This window comes from Methylobacterium sp. UNC378MF, assembly GCF_900103195.1.
In the GTDB taxonomy this organism is placed as follows: domain Bacteria; phylum Pseudomonadota; class Alphaproteobacteria; order Rhizobiales; family Beijerinckiaceae; genus Methylobacterium.
Genome location: NZ_FMWU01000003.1, coordinates 64,100 through 88,695 on the forward strand (window position 1 = coordinate 64,100; position 24,596 = coordinate 88,695).

A 24,596-nucleotide genomic window follows, 5' to 3' on the forward strand; every position below is an offset into this window, starting at 1 on the left:
TGGGTCTACGCCCGCGTCGTTGCACGCCGGGGCGTAGCCCTCTCCGATGGAGGCGCCCCGGCCGGGAGGGGGACCGGCCGGGGCGCCGAGCCGATCAGCCGATCTGCTGGGATTGCGCGCCGCTGTCGGGGCGTGCCGGGCCGAGTACCGGCTCCTCGCCCATCGGCTGGTTCTGGACGACGCTGAACTCGCCCTTGCCGTCGAGCGACGGGCCTTGTGTCCAGCGGCCAGCCGGGGGCGGTGAGCCATCTGCCGACGTCGAGAAGAAGTTGTAGTTGAACTTCTGGTTCTCCTCGCTCTGCGGGAAGGAGTTCGGGATCGGCAGCGTGCCTTCGTGGCCGCCGAGTTCCTCGATCACCGACAGCCATTGCTGCTGGTGCATCGTGTCGCGGGCGATGAGGAAGCTCCACATGTCCCGCATGCCGGCATCGTTCGTGGCATTGTAGAGCCGCACCGCCAGAATGCGGCCCGTCGCCTCGGCAGCGACGTTGCAATACATGTCAGCTGCGATGTTGCCGCTGGCGTAGATGTGGCTCATGTCGAAGGGCAGGCCGTCGGAATTGCCCGGGAAGGCGGCCATGCCGGTGGACAGCAGCGTCTTGTGCAGCATGCCCTCGGCGATGTGGCGCGGGTTCTCACCGCCCATCACGGCCCCGACGATGGCGTCGGCGGCCCCGGCCTCCTGCACCTTGGTGGGCGCGGTCTCAAGGTTCATCGCCACGGCGGTCGCGAGCATCTCGATATGGCCGATCTCCTCGGTGGCCGTATTGAGCAGCATGTCGCGGTATTTCGTGGTCGGGGCGCGGTTGCCCCAGGCCTGGAAGAAGTACTGGAAACAGACCCGGATCTCGCCCTCGATGCCGCCGATCGCCTGCTGGAGCATGCGGGCGTAGATCGGGTCCGGGCTGTCGACCTTGACCGGGTACTGAAGCCGCTTGTCGTGATAGTACATATTGTCTGTCCCTCGCGAGAGGCACGGCGTGCTCAAGCCCACCGCATGATCGGCCACCGGCCCGGTACTCCGTGGGAGCATCGAGCCTCGCACCCTGTTCAACTCCGCTTTGAGACTCCGGTTCGATCTTCGGCGATATTTATAACGATCTATTTCCAGAATAACCTATTTTATTATGCTATGTCAGGCTATTGCCGGTGAAACTCCCAGGACACGGCGACGCTTAAGAGACGGCAATTACATGATTTATGTTAGGAGCACCGCATCCATGTTAGCCTAGCCGCGCGAAACGCCGGCCGGCGGGATCTGTTGTCTGGCCGCACGGATGCCGCCGGCGCTTCGTCCGAGGCGCACCCGCGGGCCGCGCAGGGTTCGGAGTCACCGTCGGGAGGGGGCAGCCGGGCCTCGGATCGGTGCCGCCGCACTCGTCATCCCGGAACCGCGGCCTCGGGGCCGGGCCGCGTCGCGGCCCGCGGGAGCTTACAGGAGCCCTGTGCGCCGGGCGAGCATCATCCCGAAGGCGAGGCAGGCGGCGAGGCTGACAGCCAGCATGGCGACATTCGTCCAGAACCGAACCGGCCGGCTGGAACCGTCGATCCCGCTGGCACGCAGCCGGACCCACGGAACGTAGAGGTAGAGTGCGACCACAGTCAGGATCAGGAACGCGAATGTGGCAATCCGGCCGGTGATCAGGGCCGCGCCCGCCAAGGTCGCCCAGCCGAAGACGAGGCCGAGCATGGTGAACAAGGCTGTCGAGTTCACGTCCGCACGTCCTCTTCAGCGCATGATGTCAGCCTGATCGCCGCTGCGGGCCTCTGTCTGCAACAGCTTCCGCTCGGGAGCCCTAAGCATCGTCCAGACGGGCCGCGAGAGAGGATCGACCCCTCGCTCTCAACCTATATCTTATTGAGAAACAAAGAGTTAGCTCCAGATCTCCAGTGCTTTGTGTGAAAATCCAGTGTGCTTGTCAAGCGGACGCGATCCGTCCCCGATGGACTGGTCCGCTCCGAGAGGTGGCTTCTAAGCGAGAACAAGGACGGTTGAGAACGAAGCCGCACAAGCCTGCGCACGTGATCGCCACGCAGTGGCCGGAGGATAGGCTGATGTCTCAAGGCCGGAACGTCGGGGCGCGATCCGCTGAATGGCGCGACGCGGAAGCCTATGTCCGCAGGCGTGAGGCGTCAGGCGGCCAGAAGAGCGACGCGATTCGGCGCGTGAGGGATCTGGCGGCGCGCGGGGTTCAAGGTGCCGGACCGTCATTCGAAGAGGTGACGGCTGCGGTACGAGAGCAGCCCGTGTCGGCGGCGACGGTCGGAGCGACGCCGCATCATGGCCGCAGGTTCCGGATGCTCATTGCGGTCGGCAGGTCCACGCGGAACTCACCCGCGATCCGCGTCACTCGTAAGCTGCGCTCTCAGGTGCGCGGACCGTCACTTCCGCAGCGGCACGCCCTTCGTGGTGAAGCGCTGACCGCCGCCCGTGTAACGGGGGCGCGGCTGGCCGCCCGTCCGGCCCGCACCGGCGCCGGTTCCCGGCGGCTGCGAGAACGGCACGAGCTGGTCCGGCCGCGGTCCGATGAGATCGGCGCGGCCCATCTCCCGCAGCGCCTCGCGCAGCAGCGGCCAGTTCTCCGGATCGTGGTAGCGCAGGAACGCCTTGTGCAGCCGGCGCTGGCGCAGCCCCTTGATCGCCTCGACCGACTCGCTGCCGCCGCGTTTCACGCCCCGCAGCGTGTTGATCTCGGTGTGGTACATCGCGGTGGCTGTCGCCATCGGCGAGGGCAGGAACGTCTGGACCTGATCGGCGCGGTAGTTGTTCGCCTTAAGCCAGAGCGCGAGGTGCATCATGTCCTCGTCGGTCGTGCCCGGATGGGCCGCGATGAAGTACGGGATGAGGTAGTACTTCTTGCCCGCCTCCTTGGCGGCGGCGTCGAACATCTCCTTGAAGCGGTCGTAGGTGCCGATCCCCGGCTTCATCATCTTGTCGAGGGGGCCGCGCTCGGTGTGCTCGGGCGCGATCTTCAGGCGGCCGCCGACGTGGTGGGTCACGAGCTCCTTGATGTATTCGGGGCTCTTGACCGCGAGGTCGTAGCGGACGCCGGAGGCGACCATCACCTTCTTGACGCCCTTCACCTCGCGGACCTTGCGGTAGAGGCGGATCAGGTCGTCGTGCGAGGTGTTCAGGTTCGGGCAGATGTCCGGGAACACGCAGGACGGCAGCCGGCACGCCGCCTCGATCTTCGGGTCCTTGCAGGCCATCCGGTACATGTTCGCCGTCGGCCCCCCGACATCCGAGATCACGCCCGTGAAGCCCGGCGTCTTGTCGCGGATCCGCTCGATCTCGCGCAGGATCGAGCCCTCCGAGCGGTTCTGGATGACGCGGCCCTCGTGCTCCGTGATGGAGCAGAAGGTGCAGCCGCCGAAGCAGCCGCGCATGATCGTCACCGAGAACTTGATCATGTCCCAGGCGGGGATCTTCGCGTCGCCGTAGGACGGGTGGGGCGCGCGGGCGTAGGGCAGGTCGTAGACCGCGTCCATCTCGTCGCTGGTCAGCGGGATCGGCGGCGGGTTGAGCCACAAGTCGCGGTCGCCGTGGCGCTGGACGAGCGGGCGCGCGTTGCCGGGATTGGCCTCCCGGTGCAGGACGCGCGAGGCGCGGGCATAGGCCTCCTTGTCGTCCTTGACCTGCTCGTAGGCGGGGAGCCGGATCACGGTCTCGCCGGGCCGGCGGGTCGCGGCCTCGTCCGTCGAGTCGAGATCGTCGGCGGGCAGCTCGGTGTAATGACCGGGCACGCGGCGGAACAGGGCGACGCCCCGGATCGCGTCGAGTTCGTGCGGCGCCTCCCCGGCCGCGAGGCGGTTCGCCACCTCGACCACGGCGCGCTCGGCATTGCCGTAGAGGAGCAGATCCGCCTTCGCGTCCGCCAGGATCGAGCGGCGCACCTTGTCGGACCAGTAATCGTAGTGGGCGATCCGGCGCAGCGACGCCTCGATACCGCCGAGCACGATCGGCACGTCCTTGTAGGCCTCGCGGCAGCGCTGCGTGTAGACGATGGTGCAGCGGTCCGGGCGCCGGCCGCCTTCGCCGCCGGCCGTGTAGGCGTCGTCGTGCCGCAGCCGCCGGTCCGCCGTGTAGCGGTTCACCATCGAATCGAGGTTGCCGCCGGTGACGCCGAAGAACAGCCTCGGCCTGCCCAAGGCCTTGAACGGCTCCGCCGAATGCCAGTCGGGCTGGGCGATGATGCCGACCCGGAAGCCCTGCGCTTCGAGCAGCCGGCCGATGATGGCCATGCCGAAGCTGGGATGATCCACGTAGGCGTCACCCGTCACCAGCACGATGTCGCAGGATTCCCACCCGAGCGCCGCCATCTCGGCGCGGCTCATCGGCAGGAACGGCGCCGCCTTTGCGGTCGGTGACGGTTTACAGGCGAAGGGAGCCAAGGATTGTTTGGCGGAAGCTCGGATTTCCATGGGGTCCATGCATAGTCCGCCGGGACCGCGCGCTCAATGAATCGCAAAGGTGCGACGGGAATCACCGCCGTATCAGAGCGGTTGAGCCTTGCCGCCAGCCTGCGCCTGAAGCGTTTCCGCGATGGCAAACCTACCGCGGGCGAGGCGGGATCCGAGCCTGATCCCGGCCGCGATACCCGTGCGGCACGGTCATGGGCCCGATGCGGACATGCCTCCTCTCGATGCTGTTCGCGACAGGGGCCTGGACCCCCGAGCCGGTCCGCGCATGTCTCTGTCGCCGGTCCCGACGATCAGAGGGCGATCATTCGGACGAGGCCAGGAACGCCCGCACGGTGTCGCGGAGAAAGGCGGCATCGGCTGGATGGGTCGACGGATTGCCCGCGCGATGGCCCCAGATGCTCGGGATCGGCCGCAGCACAGCCGCGCGCAGGTGCGGCAGTTCGGCGGCGTTGTCGGCGACGCGGAAGTAGAGATCGGTCTCCCCCGGCATCAGCAGCAGCCGGGCCGTGATCGCACCCAGTGCCCGCACGAGGTCGCCACCGAAGCGCGGGTCGCGACTGACGTCACCCGCGTCCCAGGTGCAGAGCTGCGCGTAGAGGTCGGCGGCGGGGCGGCGGGCGAAGCGCTCCTCCCAGTCGGTGCGCAGGAAGGTATCGAGATCCGGGGCGCCGAGTGCGGTCCGGTGCAGGTCCGCCCGGTAGAAGTCCTGGCTGAGCGCCCAGCCCGCATAGATACGTCCGAAGGCCCGGAGGGCGGCGGCGGGCTCGGCCGAGAATCGGCCCGCGCCGCGGTGCTCCGGCGCCGCCTCCAGGACCGCCATCAGGCCCTTCAGAAACACGCGGTTGTGCGTGGCCGTGCGGGCGCTCCCGCAATTGATCACCGCCCGGGCGACCTGCTCGGGAAACAGGGCGGCCCAGTGATAGGCCTGCTGCGCCCCCATGGACCAGCCGTAGACCGCGTGGAGCCGCTCGATCCCCCAGGTCTCCGCGAGCAGGCGGCGCTGGGCGTGGACGTTGTCCCAGGCGGTGACGAGGCCCGGCCAGTCCGGCGTGTTCGACGGGCTCGACGACAACCCGTTGCCGAACATGTCCGGGATGACGATGAACCAGCGGCCCGGATCGAGCACCCCATCGGGCCCGATCAGCCATTCGAGGTCCGGATGCTGGGCCCCGTAGCTCGTCGGGTAGAGCACGACGTTGTCGCGCCCGGGCGACAGGGTCCCGTGCGTCTTCCATCGCAGGCGCGCGCCCGGCAGCACTGCCCCCGATTGCAGGGGCAGGTCGCCGAGATCGAAGGTTCCGGTGGCAGTCGGCCAGCCGGTCACGCGCGCAGCGTCCGCACGAAGCCGACATGCCAGCGGGCGTAGCCCCGCTGCAGCACGCCGAGACGCGCGCGCATCGCCCGATGGGCGTCCGGCAGGCGGTGGAACGGGATCGACGGGTAGAGGTGGTGCTCGGTGTGGAAGGGCATGTTCCACATGAGGAGCCGCATGAGGCCGTTGGTCAAGGTCGTGCGGGTGTTGGTCAGGCCGTTGTCGTCCATCGTGCAGAGTGTGTGCTCGGTGAGCAGGTAGAGCCGCAGGAACGGCTGGCCGAGAAGCTGCGGCCCGATCCAGAACACCAGCGGTGCCCACCAGCCGACCAGCACCATCGCGAGGGCGGAGACGGCGAGCAGGAACGCGCACATCGCCCGAAGCGAGCGGATGATCCGCGGTGCGGCGCGTTCCGGGATGAACGGGTAGGCGGAGAGGTCGCCGCGCAGGCCGGCCCAGGCCACCTGAAGGCGGGTGCGCCAGTAGGGGAGCGCCAGGACGCGCCAGACATAGGCGTCGAGGGTGGAGGGCGGCATCAGCGCGAGTTCCGGATCGCGCTCGGGATCCTGGGTGTGGCGATGGTGAGCGAGGTGGAAGGCCGTGTAGAAGTGCCAGTTCAGGAGCGACGGACACGCCACCAGCCAGCCCGTCACCGCGTTGGCGCCCCGGGAGCGGAAGGCCGTCAGGTGAATGGTCTCGTGGATCGGTGCGAACAATGCCGACTGCACGATTCCCAGCAGCAGCATGGCCGGGACGAGCGTCCAGGGCCCCGAGCGCCAGACCAGCCAGCCGGAACCGGCCAGCATCAGCACATGGGCGCCGAGGCGCATGGCGCCGCGCAGGTCCGAGCGCCGCGACAGCGCCTTCACCTCCGCGCCCGTGAGAATTCGTCCGCTTGCCGAAGCCATTTGTTATGCCGGACCGTGTGTGAGCCTCAAAAACGCACGGGCTTTGCATCATCCATGCCGGTGACACGGGAGTTCGTCGCTTGGTCCGGACCGTCTGCCCCCATGATTGCCCCTCCGCCTGCAGCCTCGACGTGCAGGTGGCGGACGGCCGCGTCGTCTCGGTCCGGGGCGGCGACAACCCCTACACGGCCGGGGTGATCTGCGCGAAGGTCAGCCGCTACGGCGAGCGCGTCCACCATCCCGACCGGATCCTGCACCCGCTCGAGCGCGTCGGCGCCAAGGGCAGCGGACAGTGGCGGCGGATCGCCTGGGACGCCGCGCTCGACCGGGTGGCCGCGGCCTTCTCGGAGACGGCGGAGCGCTGGGGTCCGGAGGCGGTCTGGCCGTATAATTCCGGCGGGACCATGGGCCTCGTCCAGCGCGACGGCATCCACCGGCTGACCCACGCGATGGGCTATTCCCGGCGCAAGCGTACGATCTGCACGGCGGTGGCGATCGCGGGCTGGAGCGCCGGAACCGGCCGGATCGCCGGGCCGGATCCCCGCGAGATGGCTTTGTCCGACCTGATCGTGGTCTGGGGCGGCAACCCGGTGAGCACCCAGGTCAACGCGATGACCCACATCAGCCGCGCCCGCAAGACGCGGGGCGCCAAGCTGGTGGTGATCGATCCCTACCGCACCGGCACCGCGGCGGCCGCCGACATCCACCTCGCGCCGAGGCCCGGCACCGACGGGGCTCTCGCCTGCGCGGTGCTCCACGTGCTGTTCCGCGACGGCCTCGCGGATCGGGCCTACCTCGCCGCCCATGCCGAGGATACGTCGGCGCTGGAGGCGCATCTCGCGTCGCGCACGCCCGAATGGGCGGCGGCCATCACCGGCCTGCAGCCCGCCGCGATCGAGGCCTTCGCGGCTCTCTACGGCCGGACGCCGCGCAGCTACATCCGCTGCGGCTTCGGCTTCACGCGGACCCGCAACGGCGCCGTGAACCTGCATGCGGTGACCTGCCTGCCTACCGTCACGGGCGCTTGGCAGCACGAGGGCGGCGGCGCGCTCTGGCAGCAGGCGGCGATCTTCAACTGGGACAAGACCCTGACGGAGGGCCTCGACGTCAAGGCGCCGGGCGTGCGCGAGCTCGACATGAGCCGGATCGGCGCCGTGCTCACCGACGATCCCGACGCCCTGCAGGGCGGGCCGCCGGTGCGCGCCATGCTGATCCAGTCGGCCAATCCCGCCGTCTCGGCCCCCGACAGCGCCCGGGTGCGCGCCGGCTTGTCGCGACCGGACGTGTTCGTGGCCGTGCACGAGCAGTTCATGACCGAGACCGCAGCGCTGGCCGACCTCGTGCTGCCGGCCACCACCTTCCTGGAGCACGACGACATCTACGGGGCCGGCGGCCACAGCCACATCCAGGCGGGACCGGCGATCCTGGAGCCGCCGGGGGAATGCCGCTCGAACCACGCACTGCTCGGCGCGCTCGCCGCCCGGCTCGGCGCGGACCATGCGGGATTCCGACTGAGCGCCCGGGATCTCGCCGACGCGACCCTGGCCCGCTCGGGCTGGGGCGGGCTCGACCGGCTGGAGGCCGCCGGCTGGATCGACGCGCAGCCGGACTTCGCCGAGAGCCACTTCCTGAACGGGTTCGGCCATCCGGACGGGCGCTTCCGCTTCGCCCCCGACTGGGCGGCGCTCGGCCCCCGCGCGGCCGGGATGCCGGCCCTGCCCGATCACTGGCCGGTGGCCGAGCCCGGAGACGCGGAGCACCCGTTCCGGATGATCGCCCCGCCGGCCCGCCAGTTCCTCAACGCGACCTTCACCAACGTGGCCGAATCGATCCGCCGCGAGGGGCGGCCGACCTGCCTGCTCCACCCGGCGGACGGCGCGCGGCTCGGGATCGGCACGGGCGACGCCGTCGAGATCGGGAATAGCCGCGGCCGGGTCCGGCTGCACGCGCGCCTCGCCGAGGGGCAGCAGCCGGGCGTGGTGGTGGTCGAGAGCCTGTGGCCGAGCGCGTCCTTCGCGGGCGGCAGCGGGATCAACACCCTGATCGGCGCCGCGCCGGCGGCGCCCAACGACGGCGCCGCCTTCCACGACACCGCGGTCTGGGTCCGGGCGGCCTGAGCTGGACGCTCAGGCCGTCAGCGCCTCGGGCACCGGTGCTTCTCCCAGGCCGCCGAACAGGCGCCGGCCCGGGATCGCCGCGATCAGCCCCCGCGTGTAGGCGTGCGCGGGCGCGGCGAACAGGGTCTCGGCCGGACCGGCCTCGACGATCCGGCCCCGCTGCATCACCGCCACCCGGTCGGCGATCCGCGCGGCGATGCGCAGGTCGTGGGTGATGAACAGCATCGCGAGGTTGTACTCCGCCCGGAGCTCGGCGAGCAGGTCGAGCACACGGGCCTGCACGGAGACGTCGAGGGCCGAGACCGCCTCGTCGGCCACGAGGATGCGCGGCTTCAGCGCCAGTGCCCGGGCGATGCAGATGCGCTGGCGCTGCCCCCCCGAGAACTCGTGCGGGAAGCGGTCCGCCGCACCCGCCTTCAGGCCGACCCGGTCGAGCAGCGCCCGCGCCTCGGCCATCGCCCGATCCTTCGGCGCCCCGTAGGCCATGGGCCCGCGGGCGATGGCGTCGCCGACCCTCTGGCGCGGGTTCAGCGCCGCGAACGGATCCTGGAACACGATCTGGATGCGCCGCCGTTCGGCCCGGAGAGCCTCGCCGCGCAGGGCCAGGAGATCCTGGCCGTCGAAGATGATGCGGCCCGAATCCGGCTCGGCCAGGCGCAGGATCATCTGGCCCAGGGTCGACTTGCCCGATCCGGATTCGCCGACCACCGCCACCGTCTCGCCGGGTGCCAGCGTGAGGGAGAGGGCGTCGGCGGCGACCACCTGCCGGGGCGGGCGGAACCAACCCTGCCGCAGGGTGAAGGTCTTCGAGAGCGTCTCGATCTCGAGGAGCGGCGGCCGCGCCGCCGGGGCCGCGCGCGCCGGGCGGCGGCCGGCATGCGGCACCGCCGCAACCAGCGCCCGGGTGTAGGGATCGCGCGGCGCGGTCAGGACCGCCTCGGCGCTGCCCTGCTCGACGACCCGGCCGTCGCGCATCACCACGACACGGTCGGCGACCTCCGCGACGACGCCGAAATCGTGGGTGATCAGCAGGACGCCCATCCGGCGCTCGCCCTGGAGCCGGCGGATCAGCGCGAGGATCTGGGCCTGCGTGGTCACGTCGAGGGCGGTGGTCGGCTCGTCGGCCACCAGCAGCGCCGGGTTGTTGGCCATGGCGATGGCGATCATCACCCGCTGGCGCTGGCCGCCCGACAGGGCGAACGGGAAGCTGTCGCGGATCCGGGCCGGGTCGGGCAGGCCCACGGCCTCGATCAGCGCGCCGACCCGGGCCGCGACCACGGCGCGCGGCGTCGCGGGGGCCTGGACCCGGATCGCCTCGGCGATCTGTTCGCCGGCCCGCTTCAGCGGGTTCAGCGCGCTCAGCGGCTCCTGGAAGATCATCGCGGCGTCGCGGCCGCGGATGGCCCGCAGCTCCGCCTCGGAGGCGGCGGCGACGTCGCGCCCGCACAGGGTAACCGCGCCGCCCGCCACCGCCACGCCCGGCGGCAGGAGGCCGAGGATCGTGTGGGCGATCATCGACTTGCCGGAGCCGGACTCGCCCACGAGGCAGACGATCTCGTTGGCCGCCACGGTGAGGGAGACGCCGCTCACCGCCTGGGCGCGGTCGGCCCCCGCCGGCAGGCTGACCGAGAGGTCGGTGATCGACAGGACCGGCTCGCTCATGCGCGGCTCCCCCGGGCGAGCCGCGGGTTGAGCGCGTCGTTGAGCGCCTCGCCGACGAGGTTGATGGCCAGCACCGTCACGAGGATCGCGGCGCCGGGAAAGACGCTCATCCACCAGGCCTGCCGGATGACCGTGCGGGCGGCGCCGACCATGTAGCCCCAGGACATCAGGTTCGGGTCGCCGAGGCCGAGGAAGCTCAGCGCGCTCTCGATCAGGATCGCGGTGGCCACCGTAAGCGCGCCGGTGACGATGAGCGGCGCCAGGGCGTTCGGCAGGATGTGGCGCAGGACCAGGGCGGCCGGCCGCTCGCCCTGGCAGGCGGCGGCGCGCACGAAGTCCCGGTTCCGCAGCCGCAGGAACTCGCCCCGGGTCAGGCGCGCCAGGGGCGGCCAGCTGATCGCCGCGATGGCCAGGATCTCGTGGGACAGGGACGGCCCCAGGGTGGCGACCAGCAGGACGGCCAGGATGAAGCCGGGAATCGTCTGGAACAGCTCGGCGACCCGCATCAGCACGGCGTCGGTGAGGCCGCCGAACCATCCGGCCGTCGCCCCGATCACGACGCCCACCAGCAGGGCCGCGAGCGTCGAGGACAGGCCGATCGCCAGCGAGACCCGGGCGCCGTGGGCGAGCCCCGACGCGATGTCCCGGCCCATCGTGTCCGAGCCCAGGGGCAGGTCGGGGCTGAGCGGCGGCTCGAACGGGGCGCCGACCATCTCCCAGGGATCGACCGGCGCCAAAAGCGGCGCGAGCAGCGCCACCGCGACCACCGCGGCGAGGAGGACGAGGCCGATCGGGCCGCCGGGATTGCGCAGGAACGCGCGGACGAAGCCCATCACGCGGCCCTCGCGGAGGCGGCGATCCGCGGGTCGATCAGCCGCGCGAGCAGGTCGGTCAGCATGTTGATCAGGATCACGAGCACCGACATGACGAGGAAGAGGCCGAGCAGGACGGGGTAGTCGCGCTGGCTGAGGGCCTCGAACACCAGCCGGCCGAGGCCCGGCCAGGCGAAGACGGTCTCGACCACCACCGAGCCGCCGACCAGCGCCCCGGCCTGCATGCCGGCGACGGTGACCACCGGCAGGATCGCGTTGCGGATCATGTGGTCGCGGATCACGCGGCCGCGGGTCAGGCCCTTGGCCCGGGCGGTCTTCACGTAATCCTGGGCGGCGACCTCGACGATCGCGGTCCGCATCAGCCTTGCGTAGACTGCGAGGTAGACCGCGGCGAGCGACAGGGCGGGCAGGACCAGATGCGCCAGCACGTCGCCGACCTGACCGAGCGGCGAGAAGGTCGCGCCGACGCTGCGGTAGCCGAAGGCCGGCAGCCATTCGAGCTGGACCGAGAAGACCAGCACCAGCATCAGGCCGAGCCAGAAGACCGGCATGGCGTAGAGCACCAGAGCCACGAGGCCGATCAGGGTGTCGGACCACCGGCCCGCCCGCACGCCCGAGAGGGTGCCGAGCAGGATCCCGAAGCCGAGCGCCAGGGCGAAGGCGGTGCCGGTCAGCAGCAGGGTCGCGGGCAGCCGCTCCAGGACGAGGCCGAGGACCGGCCGCTGCTGCCGATAGGAGTAACCGAGATCGAGCCGCAGCACCCGGCCCAGATAGGTCGCGAGCTGCACCGCGTAGGGCTTGTCGAGGCCGTACTCGGCCCGGAGCTGCCGGAGCAGGGTCTCGTCCGAGGCGCCGGACTGGCCGGCTATGACCTGCGCGGGATCGCCCGGCGCCGCGTGGACGAGGGCGAAGTTCACGCTGGCGATGACCAGGATCACCGCCAGCGTCCGCGCGATCCAGGCGGCCAGTCCGGCCAGCATCCTCATGCGCGGTAGGCCCGGGCGAAGGTGTCGTTCACGCCGCTGCCGGTAACGACGAGATCCTTGATGTGCTTGTCGGTGAAGGTCGGGAAGTCGAGCTCCATGAGCCACGCCACCGCGGCGTCCTCGACCAGGATCTTCTGGACCTGGCTGTAGAGTTTCTGCCGGGTGGCGTCGTCCTGCGCCACGGCGGCCTCCTCGAACAGCCGGTCGACCTCCGGATTGCTGTACCCGGCGGTGTTCGAGAACAGGATGCCCTTGCGGATGTTCGAGGAAATGTAGGAGCGTGACACGCCGAGCGCCGGATCGCCGTACTGGTAGGTCCAGGGCGCAGAGATCTCGAATTCCCAGTTGCCGCAGCGCGCCGCCCAGCCGCCGACATCGATGCCCTCCAGCACGATGTCGATCCCGACCTTGCCGAGGGACTGGCGCACGTACTCGGCCACCCGCTGCCACATCTCGCCGTAGGGCGGCACGAGGTATTTGAGGGTCACCCGCTTGCCGTCGGCGCCGGGCTTCAGCCCCATCGCGTCGAGGAGAGCCACCGCCTTGGCGGGCGCATACTCGTATTTTGGCACGTCCGGCTCGTAGAACCGGGTCTTCGACGAGACCGGGCCGGTGGCGACCTTGCCGAGACCGAAGAACACGCGCTTGCGCAGGGCTTCCCGGTCGATGGCGTACAGTACCGCCTGGCGGAAGCGCTTGTCGTTCATCGGCGCGATGCGGGTGTTCATCTCCAGCCAGAGATGGGGCGCGTAGAACTCGTAGCCCTTCGTGGTCATGTCGAGGTTCGGCAGCGCCTTGAGGCGCGGCACGTCGAAGGCCTCGACATCGTTCCACTGGGTCAGCTGGATCGTGCCGCTCTCCAGGGCGACCGCCCGCGAGGCGGCGTCCGGTATCACTCGGTAATAGATCTCGTCGAGATAGGGCTCGCCTTTCCGGTAGTAACCCTCATGGCGCACGAGGTGGATGTGGGAGCCCTTGACCCACTCCTTGAGCTTGAACGGTCCCGTGCCGATCGCCCGGGCGTTGTTCGGGTTCTGTCGCAGGTCGGTATTCTCGTAGAGCGCCTTGGAGATGATCGGCGCGGTGGTGGCGTCGAAGGCGTGCAGGAACGGCGCGAACGGCGCCTTCAGCTTGAACACCACGGTCAGCGGATCCGGCGCCTCCGCCGAGGCGAGGCGCGCGAAGGTGCCGCGCGCCCGGGCATGAGCCTCCATCAGCGCCTTGGTGACCGAGAACACCACGTCCTCGGAGGTCATCGGTGAGCCGTCGTGGAAGGTGATGCCGGGAAACAGCTTGAACGTGTAGGTCAGGCCATCCGGGCTGCGCTCCCAGCTCTGGGCCATGCCAGGCCTGGGCGTGAGATCGAAGTCGTAGGTCAGCAGGCTCTCGTAGATCTTGCCGCAGACCGTGAGCGTCGGCGCCTGCTGGTTGAGCGCCGAGACCAGGATCGGCGGCTCGGGCTGGATCACGGTGTTGAGGATCCCGCCGCGGGTCTGACCGGCGGCGCGCGTGATGCCGAAGGGTATCGGCCCCGCCGCGCCTGCGGCGAGAACGAGCTTGGCGAAATCGCGTCGATTCATCCGTGACCTTTCCGGCGCCTCGGAACATGCTCAAGGCGGTCCTGCGATCTCCACCGAAGACCGGGATCGCTGGACAGCCTGATGCATCGAACAGGCCATTTCCCTCGGATGCAGGCGCGCTCCGCGGTACCTCCGGGTCGATGAGGCCGGCGCTGGACCGGTTCTGGCGTATTCCGGCGACATCCCGCCGCCGGCGCGCCAGTCGCTTGGTATCCGGTTTGCCTACCGGATCAGGGCAAAGGGTGAATGCGCATGAGACGATCCTGGTTTTCCGGCCTGCTCGCGGCCGCGGCCCTGCTCGCGCCGGCCTCCGCCGGAGCGGAGACGACGGTGAAGGCGGTGCTGGAAGCCGAGATCGTCACCCTCGATCCCTACTTCACCACCGCCTACATCACGCGGACCTTCGGCTTCATGGTCTACGACACGTTGTTCGCGCCGGACGCGAAGGGCGTGTTCAAGCCGCAGATGGTGGACAGATGGTCGGAGTCGGAGGACCGCCTGACCTGGCGCTTCACCCTGCGCGAGGGCCTGCGCTTTCACGACGGCACGCCGGTCCGGGCCGTCGATTGCGTTGCATCGCTGAGACGCTGGGCGGCCCGCAGCGCGCTGGGCGGCCGACTCATGGACGTGACGGCCACCCTCGACGCCGTGGACGACAGGACCTTCGTGCTGACGCTGCGGGAGCCCTACGGCCTCGTGCTCGACACGCTCGGCACGACATCGAGCCCCACACCTTTCATCATGCCGGCCCGGCTCGCCGCAACGCCCCCCGCAACGCAGCTTTCCGAGGTCGTGGGCTCCGGTCCCTTCGTCTACGACCGCACCGCGCACATCCCCGGCGACCACATGCTGCTGCGCCGGAATCCCGATTACCGGCCGCGCTCCGAGCCGGCCGACTTCCTGGCGGGCGGCAAGGTCGTGAAGATCGACGCCCTCGACATCCGCGTCATCCCCGACGGTGCGACGGCCACGGGCGCCCTCGGCGCGGGCGAGATCGACTTCATGCAGTACGCGCCCTTCGACCTGATCGACCAGATCGAGGCCAACAAGGGCTTGGCGGTGATGAATTTCACCGGCCCGCATCGGTTCACAGGCCATTACCGCATCAACACGGCGTCCAAGCCGTTCGACGACCCGGCGATCCGGCGCGTGCTGCTGAGGCTCGTCGATCAGCGCGAGGTCCTGGACGGGTTCGGCCTCGACCAGCGCTTCTCGCAAACCTGCGACGCCTTCTTCATCTGCGGCTCACCTTACGAGACGCATGTCGGGACCGAGCTCCTGCACGACCCCTCGGTGGCGGCGGCACGGACCGCCCTGGCGGCGACCGCCTACAAGGGCGAGCCGGTGACCGTGATGGTGGCCAATGATCTTGAGGCCGCGCGCGTGTCTTCGACCATCCTGGCCGACCGCCTGAAGCGGGCCGGCTTCACCGTGGACCTGCAGGTTATGGATTGGGCAGCCCTGCTCGCCCGGCGCACGAAAAAGGCCGGGTGGAGCCTCTTCGGCATCCATGCTCTGGGCCTCGATCTCAGCTCGCCGCTGACGAACTCCGCGATCAACTTCAACTGCAAGGACGCGGCGAGTTCAGGATTCATGTGCGATCCGCGCATGGTCAGCCTGTTCGACCGCTTCGCCCGCGAGCCCGATCTGGAGAAGCGGCGCGCCATCGCGGGCGAGATCCAGACCGTCATCTACGGCGAGGGGCTGGTCGTCCCATTCGGCCAGTTCGCCCAGCCGGCAGCCTACCGGACCTCCCTCACCGGCCTGATCCCCTCCGCCATCCCGCTCTTCTGGAACGTCGAGAAACAATGAGCGCAAACCCGTACGATATCGTCGTGGTCGGCGCCGGCTCCGCCGGAGCGGCGCTGGCGGCCCGCCTGTCGGAGGATCCGCACCGGCGGGTGCTCCTGCTGGAGGCCGGACGCGACTGGCGCTCCACCGACGCGCCCCCGGCGCTGCGCTCGGCCAACATCGTCCCGTTCATGCATGACCCGGAGCATCAGGCGGACTGGCAGTGGCCCGGGCTGATGAGCCGGCGAACCCGTGTGCAGGAGCCCCGCTTCTACTGGCGCGGTCGTGCGCTCGGCGGCAGCTCGACGGTGAACGCGCAGATCGCGATCCGCGGCGTCCCGGCGGCCTTCGACGCCTGGGCCGAGCAGGGCTGCACCGGCTGGTCGGCCCGGGATGTGCTGCCCCTCTTCGATCGGATCGAGGACGACGCCGATTTCGCCGCCGCGGACGGTGCCCGGCGCGGCGGCCCGCTCCCGGTCTACCGCGCGAAGCTGGAGGCCTGGGGCGCGGTGGATCTGGGCCTTCGCGAGGCTGCTCTCGCGGCGGGCTATCCCTGGAAGGCGGATCTCAATGCGCCGACGGGCGAGGGGGTCTCGTGCAACCCGATCAACAGCCGAAACGGTCACCGGGTGACGACGAATGACGGCTACCTGGAGCCGGCTCGTGACCGGCCGAATCTCGACATCCGCTGCGAGGCCCTGGTCGATCGCGTCCTGTTCGAAGGACAACGGGCGGTCGGACTCCGCGTCCGCTTCGGTGCGGAGCCCTGGACCGAGATCCACGGCCGCGAGATCGTGCTCTGCGCCGGCGCCGTCCACAGCCCGGCAATCCTGATGCGCTCCGGGATCGGCCCGGTCGAGCCGCTCCGCGACCTCGGCATTCCCGTCCGGCAGGCGCACGAGGCGGTCGGCCGCAACTTCATGGACCATCCGATCCTGCGGGCGACGATGGATCTCAAGCCCCAGCACCGGGCGCTCGGCCCGGATGCCCGCCACACCAATTGCTGCGTCACGTATTCGAGCGGTCTCGCGGGTGGCGGGGAGCGCGACATGATCGTGGTGGCCTACAATCACCGGACCCTGACCGGGCCGGAACCGACGCCGCAAGGGGCGGTCGGCGTCGGCCTCTACGACGCGTTCTCACGCGGGACGCTGCACCTCACCTCGGCCGATCCCGAGGCCCATCCCGTCATCGACGAGAACATGCTCGATGATCCGCGAGACCGCGTGCGGCTGCGCGACGCGGTGCGCCGCCTCGCCCGGCTGACGGAACATCCGGCTCTGGACGGTCTCGCGACGGCGATCCGGTTCGGTGAGAGCCCGCTCCCGATCGGCGACGCCGCCGGCCTCCCTGATGGGGATCTCGATGCTTTGATGCTCGCCGAAGCCGGTGACATCCAGCACGCGGCCGGCACGTGCCGCATGACCGGCTGGCACGACTCGTCCGGTGTCGTCGATCCTGATCTCAAGGTTCGTGGAATCGACGGATTACGGGTCTGCGACGCCTCCATCATGCCGAGCGATTGCAGAGCCAATCTGCATTTCACCTGCGTGATGATCGGCGAAAATCTTGCTCAAAGGATCCGTATAGAACATCCTTAATATCAATTGGTTTCGGACGGAATTGCTAATTCAACTTGCCAGCCCGCATCCGCCTCAAGACCATATTTCCAGGGACTGTCTGCCCTGGAATGGGTACGATGACGGCGTACCGGCAATCCGCCCCCGGGCCAGTGGCTTACGACACCGTCGGCGCACAAAAAGGGTCGGGACGAGGGCCAGGACGCCGGCCGCCACCTCGTCATGCCGGCCGTCGCGCTCGCGCTGTACTACCTCGCGGTCTGCGCCCGGGTGATGCGCGCCTGCCTGCGGGATCAGATCGGCATAGATTGCGCCACCACCGCCCGCGATGAGGGCGAGGCCGAGGCTCGGGTGACGACCGGGCACGTCCTGCGCAATGCGTTGCTGCCGGTGGTAAGAGCAGGCGCACGCTGAGAAGGATGTCGCCCTTCGCGGCGCGACCTTCTCGGACGCTCCGCACATGATCCGCCGCCGGGCGGCACGAAGGAGGCACGGATGCGGCTGGAGATCTTGACCATCGGACCGGCCTTCGCCATCAGCGTGAAAAACGAAGCGGCCACCGAGGAACGGTACGGTCAGACCGCAAGCTCAGGCCTCGTCCGCCCTCCGAGATACGCCGATCGGATCTCGTCGTTGGCCCACAATGCCTGAGGCTCGCCTTCCAGGACGAGCCGGCCCGTCTCGAGCACGTAGCCCCGATCGGCGACCGAGAGACCCATCCGGGCATTCTGCTCCACCAGCAGCACCGTGGTCCCGCGGCGGCGCACCTCGGCGATGATCGCGAACACTGCCTGGACGATCACCGGAGCTAAGCCGAGGGAGGGCTCATCCAGCAGCAAGAGGCGCGGCTTGGCCATCAGACCGCGGGCGAGCGCCACCATCTGAAGCTGCCCCCCCGACAGCGTCCAGCCCAGGGCGTCGCCGAACCGGCGGATGTCGGGAAAGAGGTCGAACATCGCCTCGACCTCGTCGCGCAGGGCCCGCTTGGCGAGCCCGGAGCGGTTCGAGGCGCCCAGCATGATGTTCTCGCGCACGGTCAGGCCCGGGAAGATCCGGCGCCCCTCGGGCACGTGGGCGACACCCATGCGCACGATCGCCTCCGGCTTCAGGCCCTCAAGAGGCTGCCCCTCCAGCAGGATCGTGCCGGCGGCGGGCCGCACGAGCCCCGAGATCGCCTTGAGGGTTGTTGACTTGCCGGCCCCGTTGGAGCCGAGCAGCGTCACGACCTCCCCGGCATCAACGGAGACCGACAATCCGCGCACGGCCTCGATCTCCCCGTAGCGGACCACGAGGTCGCGGATCTGCAGAAGCGGCGCGGCGGGCGGGGTCTCAGGTGGCGTCATCGCGGGTCACACCGGAGCGAGGTCGGTTTTCAGGCTCGTTGCCGGGCCCGCGGAGGCGTCCTCGCCGAGATAGGCCTCGATCACCGCGGGCTCGCGGAGCACGCCTGCCGTGACGCCATCGGCGATGCGGCGGCCGAAGTTCAGCACGGTGATGTGACCCGCCACGTCGCTCACCAGCGTCATGTCGTGATCGATGATCAGGATGGTCAGACCTTTGGCGGCCATCCGGCGCAGCAACCCCGTCAGCGCGATCTTCTCGCTGGAATTGAGACCCGCGGCCGGCTCGTCGAGCAGCAGCAGCACGGGGTTGCCGGCGAGTGCCCGGGCGATCTCGATCAGGCGCTGGTGCCCGTACGAGAAGCCGGAGATCGGCTCCAGCGCCCGCGCCTCGAGGCCGACGAAGGCCAGGGCCGCCCGGGCGCGGGCCTCCAGACTCGCCCGATCGCGGGCGGAAAGTGGGTTGTTGGGCCGCTCAGCGCCGATGATGACGTTCTCCAGGGCACTCATGGAGCGAAACAGGCGTATGTTCTGGAAGGTGCGCCCGATGCCGGCCGCCGCCCGCCGGTGCGGCGGCAGCCGCGTGATGTCCTGTCCGGCCAGGCGCACGGTGCCCCCCGTGGGACTGTAGAGGCCCGAGAGGACGTTGAGCGTCGTGGTCTTGCCGGAGCCGTTCGGCCCGATCAGCGCGTGAATGCCGCCCCGCGCCACCGTGAAGCTCACCGCGTCCACCGCCTTGAGGCCGCCGAAGTGCTTGGCAAGCCCCGAGACCTCAAGCATCGGCGCGGCGGAGGCCTCCCCCTGGACGAGCGTGAGCTCGGGCACTGGCGCCTGCCCAGGGCGGACCCGGCGCAGGCGCCGGACCTGGTCGCCGAGGAAGCCCCAGATCCCGTCAGGCATGAACACCACGATCAGGATCACCGCGAGCCCGTAGATCGCGAGGTAGAGCCCCGGAATCTCCTTGAGAAAGCGGAGCCATTCCGGGATCAGGATCAGCAGGGTCGTGCCGATCACGGCGCCCACCGGCGAGCCGACGCCGCCGAGAAGCGCCATCGTCAGGAAGACGATCGACTCGGCGAAGGAGAACTGGTCCGGGCTAATATAGGTGAAACTGCCGGCGAACAGGCCGCCGCCGAGCCCCGCAAGAAGCGCACCGAGCGCGAAGGCCGCGATCTTGGTGCGGTAGATGTCGATCCCCGATACGCCCGCGGCGAGCTCGTTGTCCCGTACCGCCCGCATGGCGCGCCCGAGCCGGGTCTGCGGCATGTGCCACACGAGCCAGCCCACGATCGCCAGGACGAGCACGCACAAAGCGAGGTAGCTCTGCCCGTCCGCGAATAGGGTAGGGCGGCGGATGTTGGGCACGCCGTCGGGCCCGTGCGTCACCGGGATCCAGTTGGTGAGCACCAGCGTCAGGATCTGCTGGAACGAGATCGTCACCATGGCGAGGTAGTGACCGCCGAGCCGCAGCGTCGAGGCGCCGAGCCCGGCGCCGAGCACTACGGCGAGGCCGAGGCCGATGATCAAGCAGATCCAGAAGTTCAGCCCCCCGTCGACCGTACCGAGCCCGACCGCGTAGGCGCCGATCCCGAAGAACGCCGCCTGGGCCAAGTTGATCTGCCCGCACAGGCCGAGCACGATGGTGAGCCCGATCACCGCGATGGCATAGGTGGCCGCCTGCATCAGGATATTGAGGGCGTAGCCGCTGAGCGGCGTCGTGGCGGCGAGCGCCACCAGGACGGCCGCCAGCACCGCGTAGGCAAGGCTGCCGAGGGGCAGACGTCGGGGGGCCGGCGCTGCTGCGGCCGGGCTGGCGACGGGGGAGGGGGTGCCGCTCATGCCTTCTCCGCCACGCGCTCGCCAAACAGGCCCTGCGGGCGCACGACCAGGAAGACCACGAGGACCAGGAAGGCGAAGGCGTCCTTGTAGGGCACCGAGATGTAGGCCGCCCCGAAGGTCTCGATGATGCCGAGCGCCAAGCCGCCGATGATCGCCCCGGTCACGTCGCCGAAGCCGCCGATGATGGTCGCCGCGAAAGCCTTGAGGGCGATCGTGGCCCCCATCTGGATCGACACGAACAGCACAGGCGCCACCAGGATGCCGGCGATGCCGCCGAGCACCGCGCTGTACACGAAGGTCAGCATGATCATCCCGGCCACCGGGATGCCGAGGAGCGCGGCCATCTCCTTGTCCTGGGAGGTCGCCTGCAGCTTCTTGCCGACCAAAGTGTGCTCGAAGAACCAGTACTGGAACGCCACCAGCGCCGCCGTCACCGCGATGATCAGCAGATACTGGCTGTCGAGAAAGACCGGCCCGAGCAGGAACCCTTGGGTCTCGAAGACGGGCGGGAGCACCTGCGGCTGCGGTCCGTAGAGGGCGAGCGTGGTGTTGGCCAGGAAGATCGAGGCGCCGATGGTCGAGATGATCACCGGCAGGTAGCTGCGGTGGCGCAGCGGATAGTAGACGCCGAGATTGAACAGCGCGCCGAGCAGCGCCATCCCTCCAAGGGTGAGGAGGAGCGAGAGCCAGTAGGGCCATTGCAGGTCGACGGCGAAGACCACCATCAGGAAGGCCGCCACCATCGAGAACTCGCCCTGGGCGAAGTTCACCACGTTGGTGGCGCGGAAGATCAGCACGAAGCCGAGCGCCACCAGGGCGTAGACGGAGCCGATGCCGATCCCGGTGAAGAGGAGCTGCAGGATCAGGTCCATGCGGTCCGCACTCTCATGTCCCCGTCGAAGGTTGTTCCCGCGCCTGGGCGGTGAAGACCCGGTCTCAACCCTTGTAGAAGTCGATCCGCCGGTCGAAGACGATGTTGCCCTTGTCGTTGCGCACGACGTTGTAGCCGTGCAGGCCGTCACCGTTCTTGTCGAAGTTGTAGGTGCCCTCGGCGCCCTCGTGACCGCGCACCGCGAGGATCGCCTCGCGGATCGCCTGCGGGTCGGTCTTGCCCGCCGTGTTGATCGCCTTGGCCAGCACCGTGACCGCGTCGAAGGTCCAGGACGATTGGTTGTCAGGGGCGATCTTCATCGCCGCCCGGTAGGTCTTGCCGAAGGCGCGGGCGGCGTCGCTCGACTCCTCGGCGTAATCGGCCACGCCGTAGGTGCCGTAGAGCGACGGTCCGGCGAGCTTCAGGGCGGTCACGTTGGTGATCGACGGGGAGCCGACCCAGGGTGCGGTGACGCCGAGCTGGCGCAGTTGCCGCGCGAAGATGCCGATGTCGTTCTCGAAGGTGAAGTACGAGCCGATCACGTCGGCGCCCGATTGCCGGATCGCCAGCACGACTGGCGTGAAGTCCTGGCTCTGGTTGGTGTAGCCCTGGTCGAGGGCGACGGTAGCGCCGCCCTGAGCGAGGCTCTCGGTCAATGCCTTGGCGCCGCTGGTGCCGAAAGCGTCGGTGGAGTGGATGATCGCCCACTTCTTCTTGCCCAGCCCGTTGACGCCATGCTCGGCGATCACCCGTGCCGAGAAGCTGTCGTTGGGGCGGAAGCGGAACAGCCAGGGATTGCCGAGTTGCGTCAGAACCGGGTCGGTACCGCCGAAACAGACAGGCTTGCCCGTCTTCAGGATGTCGGGCGCCATGGCGTGGTTCTGCGTCGAGCGGATCGAGCCGAGGAAGCCGACGAGGTCGCTCTGCGAAGCGAGTTTTGAGAAGGCGAAGACCGCGCCCGGGTTGGTGGTCTGGTCGTCCTCGGTGACGATCTCCAGCGGCTTTCCCAGCACCCCGCCGGCCTTGTTGACCGCCTCCAGGGCGATTTTGGCCCCAGCGAGCGCGTAGCGGCCGGCATCCGCGCCTGGCCCCGTCACCGGAAGCACCATGCCGATCCGGACCGTCGCTCCGGCGCCCTGTGCGCAAGCCGAGCGGATCACGCCCGGCACAAGACCGCCCGCGAGCGCGGATGCGGCACCCGTCAAGAAAACGCGGCGCGTCGTCCTCATTGGCGTATCCGTCCCACCGCCGATGCTCGAGGCCGGCGTTGCCAACGATGGTCCATACTCCGCGCGGCGATGTCTATCCTGCGACAGGTTCGCTGGTCTGCTTCAATGAGAAGAAGCCTTCAGATCGTCACTCGGCGGCCTCCGGTGCGGCGCGGCGAGCGGGAAGAGCGATCGCGGAGAGACGCGCACCACAGACACTCTATGTGTATTTTCAGGCAGACATCCGACGCTTGTCTCGGGCGCGGACGAGATCCATGAGTTTTATAGAAGGTCTGTACGCTCGCGCGATCCTGGCAGCTTCGACACAACGCGAAGGTGATGGACCGGCACCCATGTGTCTCAGCCGCGCGGGACGTCGGCGTGCCTGCGGCTTGAGTCCGGAAGCGGGCAGACCGCGAGCGGCGATGTCGGAGGTCATGCAGCCGGCGCCGATGCGGCCGTCGGCATGCCCGGCTTCGTGACCTGAAGCCGCCTCGGCCGAATCGTTCGACGGCGATGGGAATGCCGCGCATCCCCGCCTCAGCCCCGCTTCGACAGAGCGTTCCGGCCGCGTGGCCTTTCGTTTTCCAGCAAACCGTTGCACCGTCGAACGCCCGACACGGGTCATCGGGCCCTGAGACGCTTGCCGGTGCTCAGGGCAGCTGGGACAGCGGGCGCGATCCTGCGGCTCCCGCGATCCGTCCCCTCATCCGATCGCGAGGTCGAACATCCCATGGCGCCCATTATCACGACGGTCGAGGACCTGCGGCGGGTTGCCAAGCGGCGCGTACCGCGGATGTTCTACGATTACTGCGACTCCGGTTCGTGGACCGAGTCGACCTACCGCGCGAACGAGGCCGATTTCGCCGGCATCAAGCTCCGCCAGCGCGTCGCGGTCGATATGACCAACCGTTCCCTCGCCACGACGATGGCCGGCCAAGCCGTCGCGATGCCGGTCGCCCTAGCGCCCACGGGGCTCACGGGCATGCAGCACGCCGACGGCGAGATCCTGGCGGCGCGGGCGGCGGAGTCGGCAGGCGTGCCGTTCACGCTGTCCACGATGAGCATCTGCAGCATCGAGGATGTCGCGGAGAACGTGAGCAAGCCGTTCTGGTTTCAGCTGTACTTCATGCGCGACCGCAGCTTCAACGACCGCCTCATCGACCGCGCGAAGGCGGCAGGCTGCTCGGCCCTGGTCCTGACGCTGGACCTCCAGATCCTCGGGCAGCGCCACAAGGACATCCGGAACGGCCTGTCGGCCCCGCCGAAGCTGACGCCGGGCACCGCCCTCGATCTCCTGACCAAGCCGCGCTGGTGCTGGTCCATGCTGCGCACGAAGCGCCGGACCTTCCGCAACATCGTGGGACATGTGGAAGGTGTGCGCGACACTCGCTCCATCTCCGCCTGGGCGGCGGACCAGTTCGACCCGCGCCTTGACTGGGACGACGTGCGACGGATCCGCGACCGCTGGCAGGGCCCCCTGATCCTGAAGGGCGTTCTGGACGTCGAGGATGCTGAGAAGGCGGCCGCGACCGGCGCGGAGGCGCTTATCGTCTCGAACCATGGGGGGAGGCAGCTCGACGGCGCCCCGTCGTCCATAGTCGCGCTTCCCCGGATCACCGAGGCGGTCGGCACGCGCATCGAGGTGTTGATGGATGGCGGGATCCGCTCGGGCCAGGACGTGCTGAAGGCCATCGCGCTCGGCGCGAAGGGCGTGCTCATCGGGCGCGCCTTCCTCTATGGGCTCGGCGCCTACGGCCAGGCGGGCGTCGCCCGATCCCTGGAGATCATCCGCACGGAACTCGATACGACGATGGCTCTGTGCGGCCATCGCGACATCCGCGCCGTCGACCGGTCGATCCTCTGGACGCCCGCCGCACAGGATAATCGGAACGATGCGCCGCCCGCGCGCCGGATCGCGTCCTGACGGCGCGACAGCCATTTCGATGCAGAGCGTCCCTGCATCAAAATTTCCGATCCAGAAGCCTCCGTAAATCTTACTTTATGGCGTCGCTTGGCGGTCTAGTTTTTTCAACCTGAGCCGAGATGAACTAATGAAATCGGTCGTTCGTATATTTGAGTGAAGATATCGGTCAGTCTCGGTTTGAGCAAATGGCCCTCTATTTGCAAAGCACCATCAGCCGATC

General features: G+C 69.1%; 18 protein-coding genes. 5 read left to right on the forward strand and 13 right to left on the reverse strand.

What is annotated here, in order from left to right:
* Positions 1–94: 94 nt before the first annotated feature.
* The 5 genes from BLT59_RS03775 to BLT59_RS03795 all read right to left on the reverse strand — a co-directional run bounded on the left by BLT59_RS03775 (position 95) and on the right by BLT59_RS03795 (position 6,642).
* Positions 95–952, reverse strand: coding sequence for a manganese catalase family protein (locus BLT59_RS03775; RefSeq protein WP_091776680.1), 858 nt, complete (start codon positions 950–952; stop codon positions 95–97).
* 480 nt (positions 953–1,432) lie between these two features.
* Entirely contained in the window at positions 1,433–1,714 is a 282-nt protein-coding gene (locus BLT59_RS03780) for a hypothetical protein (RefSeq protein ID WP_091776682.1), read from the reverse strand.
* 668 nt (positions 1,715–2,382) lie between these two features.
* On the reverse strand, positions 2,383–4,422 hold the full coding sequence (locus tag BLT59_RS03785) for a YgiQ family radical SAM protein (RefSeq protein WP_091777180.1): 2,040 nt from the start codon (positions 4,420–4,422) through the stop codon (positions 2,383–2,385).
* Between the two features lie 301 nt (positions 4,423–4,723).
* Positions 4,724–5,746, reverse strand: coding sequence for an alpha/beta fold hydrolase (locus BLT59_RS03790; protein ID WP_091776684.1), 1,023 nt, complete (start codon positions 5,744–5,746; stop codon positions 4,724–4,726).
* Positions 5,743–6,642: a fatty acid desaturase gene (locus BLT59_RS03795; RefSeq protein ID WP_091776686.1), complete on the reverse strand. Its 900-nt coding sequence runs from the start codon at positions 6,640–6,642 to the stop codon at positions 5,743–5,745. The genes BLT59_RS03790 and BLT59_RS03795 overlap by 4 nt, the downstream gene beginning before the upstream one ends.
* 80 nt (positions 6,643–6,722) lie before the next feature.
* On the opposite strand from BLT59_RS03795, the gene BLT59_RS03800 reads away from it, so the two are divergent.
* Positions 6,723–8,759, forward strand: coding sequence for a molybdopterin oxidoreductase family protein (locus BLT59_RS03800; RefSeq protein ID WP_091776687.1), 2,037 nt, complete (start codon positions 6,723–6,725; stop codon positions 8,757–8,759).
* A 9-nt stretch (positions 8,760–8,768) separates the two neighbouring features.
* On the opposite strand, the gene BLT59_RS03805 is transcribed toward BLT59_RS03800, so the two are convergent.
* The 4 genes from BLT59_RS03805 to BLT59_RS03820 are packed head-to-tail and all read right to left on the reverse strand — an operon-like array spanning position 8,769 to position 13,820.
* Positions 8,769–10,421, reverse strand: coding sequence for an ABC transporter ATP-binding protein (locus BLT59_RS03805; protein ID WP_091776689.1), 1,653 nt, complete (start codon positions 10,419–10,421; stop codon positions 8,769–8,771).
* Positions 10,418–11,254, reverse strand: coding sequence for an ABC transporter permease (locus BLT59_RS03810; RefSeq protein ID WP_091776691.1), 837 nt, complete (start codon positions 11,252–11,254; stop codon positions 10,418–10,420). The genes BLT59_RS03805 and BLT59_RS03810 overlap by 4 nt, the downstream gene beginning before the upstream one ends.
* Complete coding sequence (locus BLT59_RS03815) at positions 11,254–12,240, reverse strand: ABC transporter permease (protein WP_091776693.1); 987 nt, start codon at positions 12,238–12,240, stop codon at positions 11,254–11,256. The genes BLT59_RS03810 and BLT59_RS03815 overlap by 1 nt, the downstream gene beginning before the upstream one ends.
* Entirely contained in the window at positions 12,237–13,820 is a 1,584-nt protein-coding gene (locus BLT59_RS03820; RefSeq protein WP_091776695.1) for an ABC transporter substrate-binding protein, read from the reverse strand. The genes BLT59_RS03815 and BLT59_RS03820 overlap by 4 nt, the downstream gene beginning before the upstream one ends.
* 252 nt (positions 13,821–14,072) lie before the next feature.
* Between BLT59_RS03820 and BLT59_RS03825 the strand changes: the two genes are divergently transcribed.
* The 3 genes from BLT59_RS03825 (at position 14,073) to BLT59_RS03835 (ending at position 17,605) form a co-directional block, all read left to right on the forward strand.
* A complete protein-coding gene (locus BLT59_RS03825) occupies positions 14,073–15,632 on the forward strand; it encodes an ABC transporter substrate-binding protein (RefSeq protein WP_091777182.1) in 1,560 nt (519 codons plus the stop codon).
* A complete protein-coding gene (locus BLT59_RS03830; protein WP_091776697.1) occupies positions 15,629–17,212 on the forward strand; it encodes a GMC family oxidoreductase in 1,584 nt (527 codons plus the stop codon). Before BLT59_RS03825 ends, BLT59_RS03830 begins: the two co-directional genes overlap by 4 nt.
* A gap of 201 nt (positions 17,213–17,413) precedes the next feature.
* The gene (locus BLT59_RS03835; protein WP_091776699.1) at positions 17,414–17,605 is read left to right on the forward strand and encodes a hypothetical protein; all 192 of its coding nucleotides are present in this window, start codon (positions 17,414–17,416) and stop codon (positions 17,603–17,605) included.
* A 161-nt stretch (positions 17,606–17,766) separates the two neighbouring features.
* Here BLT59_RS03835 and BLT59_RS03840 read toward each other — a convergent pair whose 3' ends face one another.
* The 4 genes from BLT59_RS03840 to BLT59_RS03855 all read right to left on the reverse strand — a co-directional run bounded on the left by BLT59_RS03840 (position 17,767) and on the right by BLT59_RS03855 (position 22,470).
* Positions 17,767–18,534 carry an ABC transporter ATP-binding protein gene (locus BLT59_RS03840; RefSeq protein WP_091776701.1) on the reverse strand — a complete coding sequence of 256 codons (768 nt, stop codon included), beginning with the start codon at positions 18,532–18,534 and terminating at the stop codon, positions 17,767–17,769.
* Between the two features lie 6 nt (positions 18,535–18,540).
* Positions 18,541–20,370 (reverse strand): branched-chain amino acid ABC transporter ATP-binding protein/permease, encoded by a 1,830-nt coding sequence (locus tag BLT59_RS03845; protein WP_091776703.1) that lies wholly within the window; start codon positions 20,368–20,370, stop codon positions 18,541–18,543.
* Positions 20,367–21,242 carry a branched-chain amino acid ABC transporter permease gene (locus BLT59_RS03850; RefSeq protein WP_012329745.1) on the reverse strand — a complete coding sequence of 292 codons (876 nt, stop codon included), beginning with the start codon at positions 21,240–21,242 and terminating at the stop codon, positions 20,367–20,369. Before BLT59_RS03850 ends, BLT59_RS03845 begins: the two co-directional genes overlap by 4 nt.
* 64 nt (positions 21,243–21,306) lie before the next feature.
* A complete protein-coding gene (locus BLT59_RS03855) occupies positions 21,307–22,470 on the reverse strand; it encodes an ABC transporter substrate-binding protein (protein WP_091776705.1) in 1,164 nt (387 codons plus the stop codon).
* Between the two features lie 712 nt (positions 22,471–23,182).
* Here BLT59_RS03855 and BLT59_RS03860 point away from each other — a divergent pair.
* Entirely contained in the window at positions 23,183–24,376 is a 1,194-nt protein-coding gene (locus BLT59_RS03860; RefSeq protein ID WP_091776707.1) for an alpha-hydroxy acid oxidase, read from the forward strand.
* Positions 24,377–24,596: the final 220 nt, after the last annotated feature.

Coding starts and splice junctions, on each gene's coding strand:
- BLT59_RS03775 (WP_091776680.1), bottom strand. CDS start 952: ATGTACTATCACGACAAGCGGCTTCAGTACCCGGTCAAGGTCGACAGC.
- BLT59_RS03785 (WP_091777180.1), bottom strand. CDS start 4,422: ATGGAAATCCGAGCTTCCGCCAAACAATCCTTGGCTCCCTTCGCCTGT.
- BLT59_RS03795 (WP_091776686.1), bottom strand. CDS start 6,642: ATGGCTTCGGCAAGCGGACGAATTCTCACGGGCGCGGAGGTGAAGGCG.
- BLT59_RS03805 (WP_091776689.1), bottom strand. CDS start 10,421: ATGAGCGAGCCGGTCCTGTCGATCACCGACCTCTCGGTCAGCCTGCCG.
- BLT59_RS03810 (WP_091776691.1), bottom strand. CDS start 11,254: ATGGGCTTCGTCCGCGCGTTCCTGCGCAATCCCGGCGGCCCGATCGGC.
- BLT59_RS03815 (WP_091776693.1), bottom strand. CDS start 12,240: ATGAGGATGCTGGCCGGACTGGCCGCCTGGATCGCGCGGACGCTGGCG.
- BLT59_RS03820 (WP_091776695.1), bottom strand. CDS start 13,820: ATGAATCGACGCGATTTCGCCAAGCTCGTTCTCGCCGCAGGCGCGGCG.
- BLT59_RS03825 (WP_091777182.1), top strand. CDS start 14,073: ATGAGACGATCCTGGTTTTCCGGCCTGCTCGCGGCCGCGGCCCTGCTC.
- BLT59_RS03830 (WP_091776697.1), top strand. CDS start 15,629: ATGAGCGCAAACCCGTACGATATCGTCGTGGTCGGCGCCGGCTCCGCC.
- BLT59_RS03835 (WP_091776699.1), top strand. CDS start 17,414: ATGCCGGCCGTCGCGCTCGCGCTGTACTACCTCGCGGTCTGCGCCCGG.
- BLT59_RS03840 (WP_091776701.1), bottom strand. CDS start 18,534: ATGACGCCACCTGAGACCCCGCCCGCCGCGCCGCTTCTGCAGATCCGC.
- BLT59_RS03845 (WP_091776703.1), bottom strand. CDS start 20,370: ATGAGCGGCACCCCCTCCCCCGTCGCCAGCCCGGCCGCAGCAGCGCCG.
- BLT59_RS03850 (WP_012329745.1), bottom strand. CDS start 21,242: ATGGACCTGATCCTGCAGCTCCTCTTCACCGGGATCGGCATCGGCTCC.
- BLT59_RS03855 (WP_091776705.1), bottom strand. CDS start 22,470: ATGAGGACGACGCGCCGCGTTTTCTTGACGGGTGCCGCATCCGCGCTC.
- BLT59_RS03860 (WP_091776707.1), top strand. CDS start 23,183: ATGGCGCCCATTATCACGACGGTCGAGGACCTGCGGCGGGTTGCCAAG.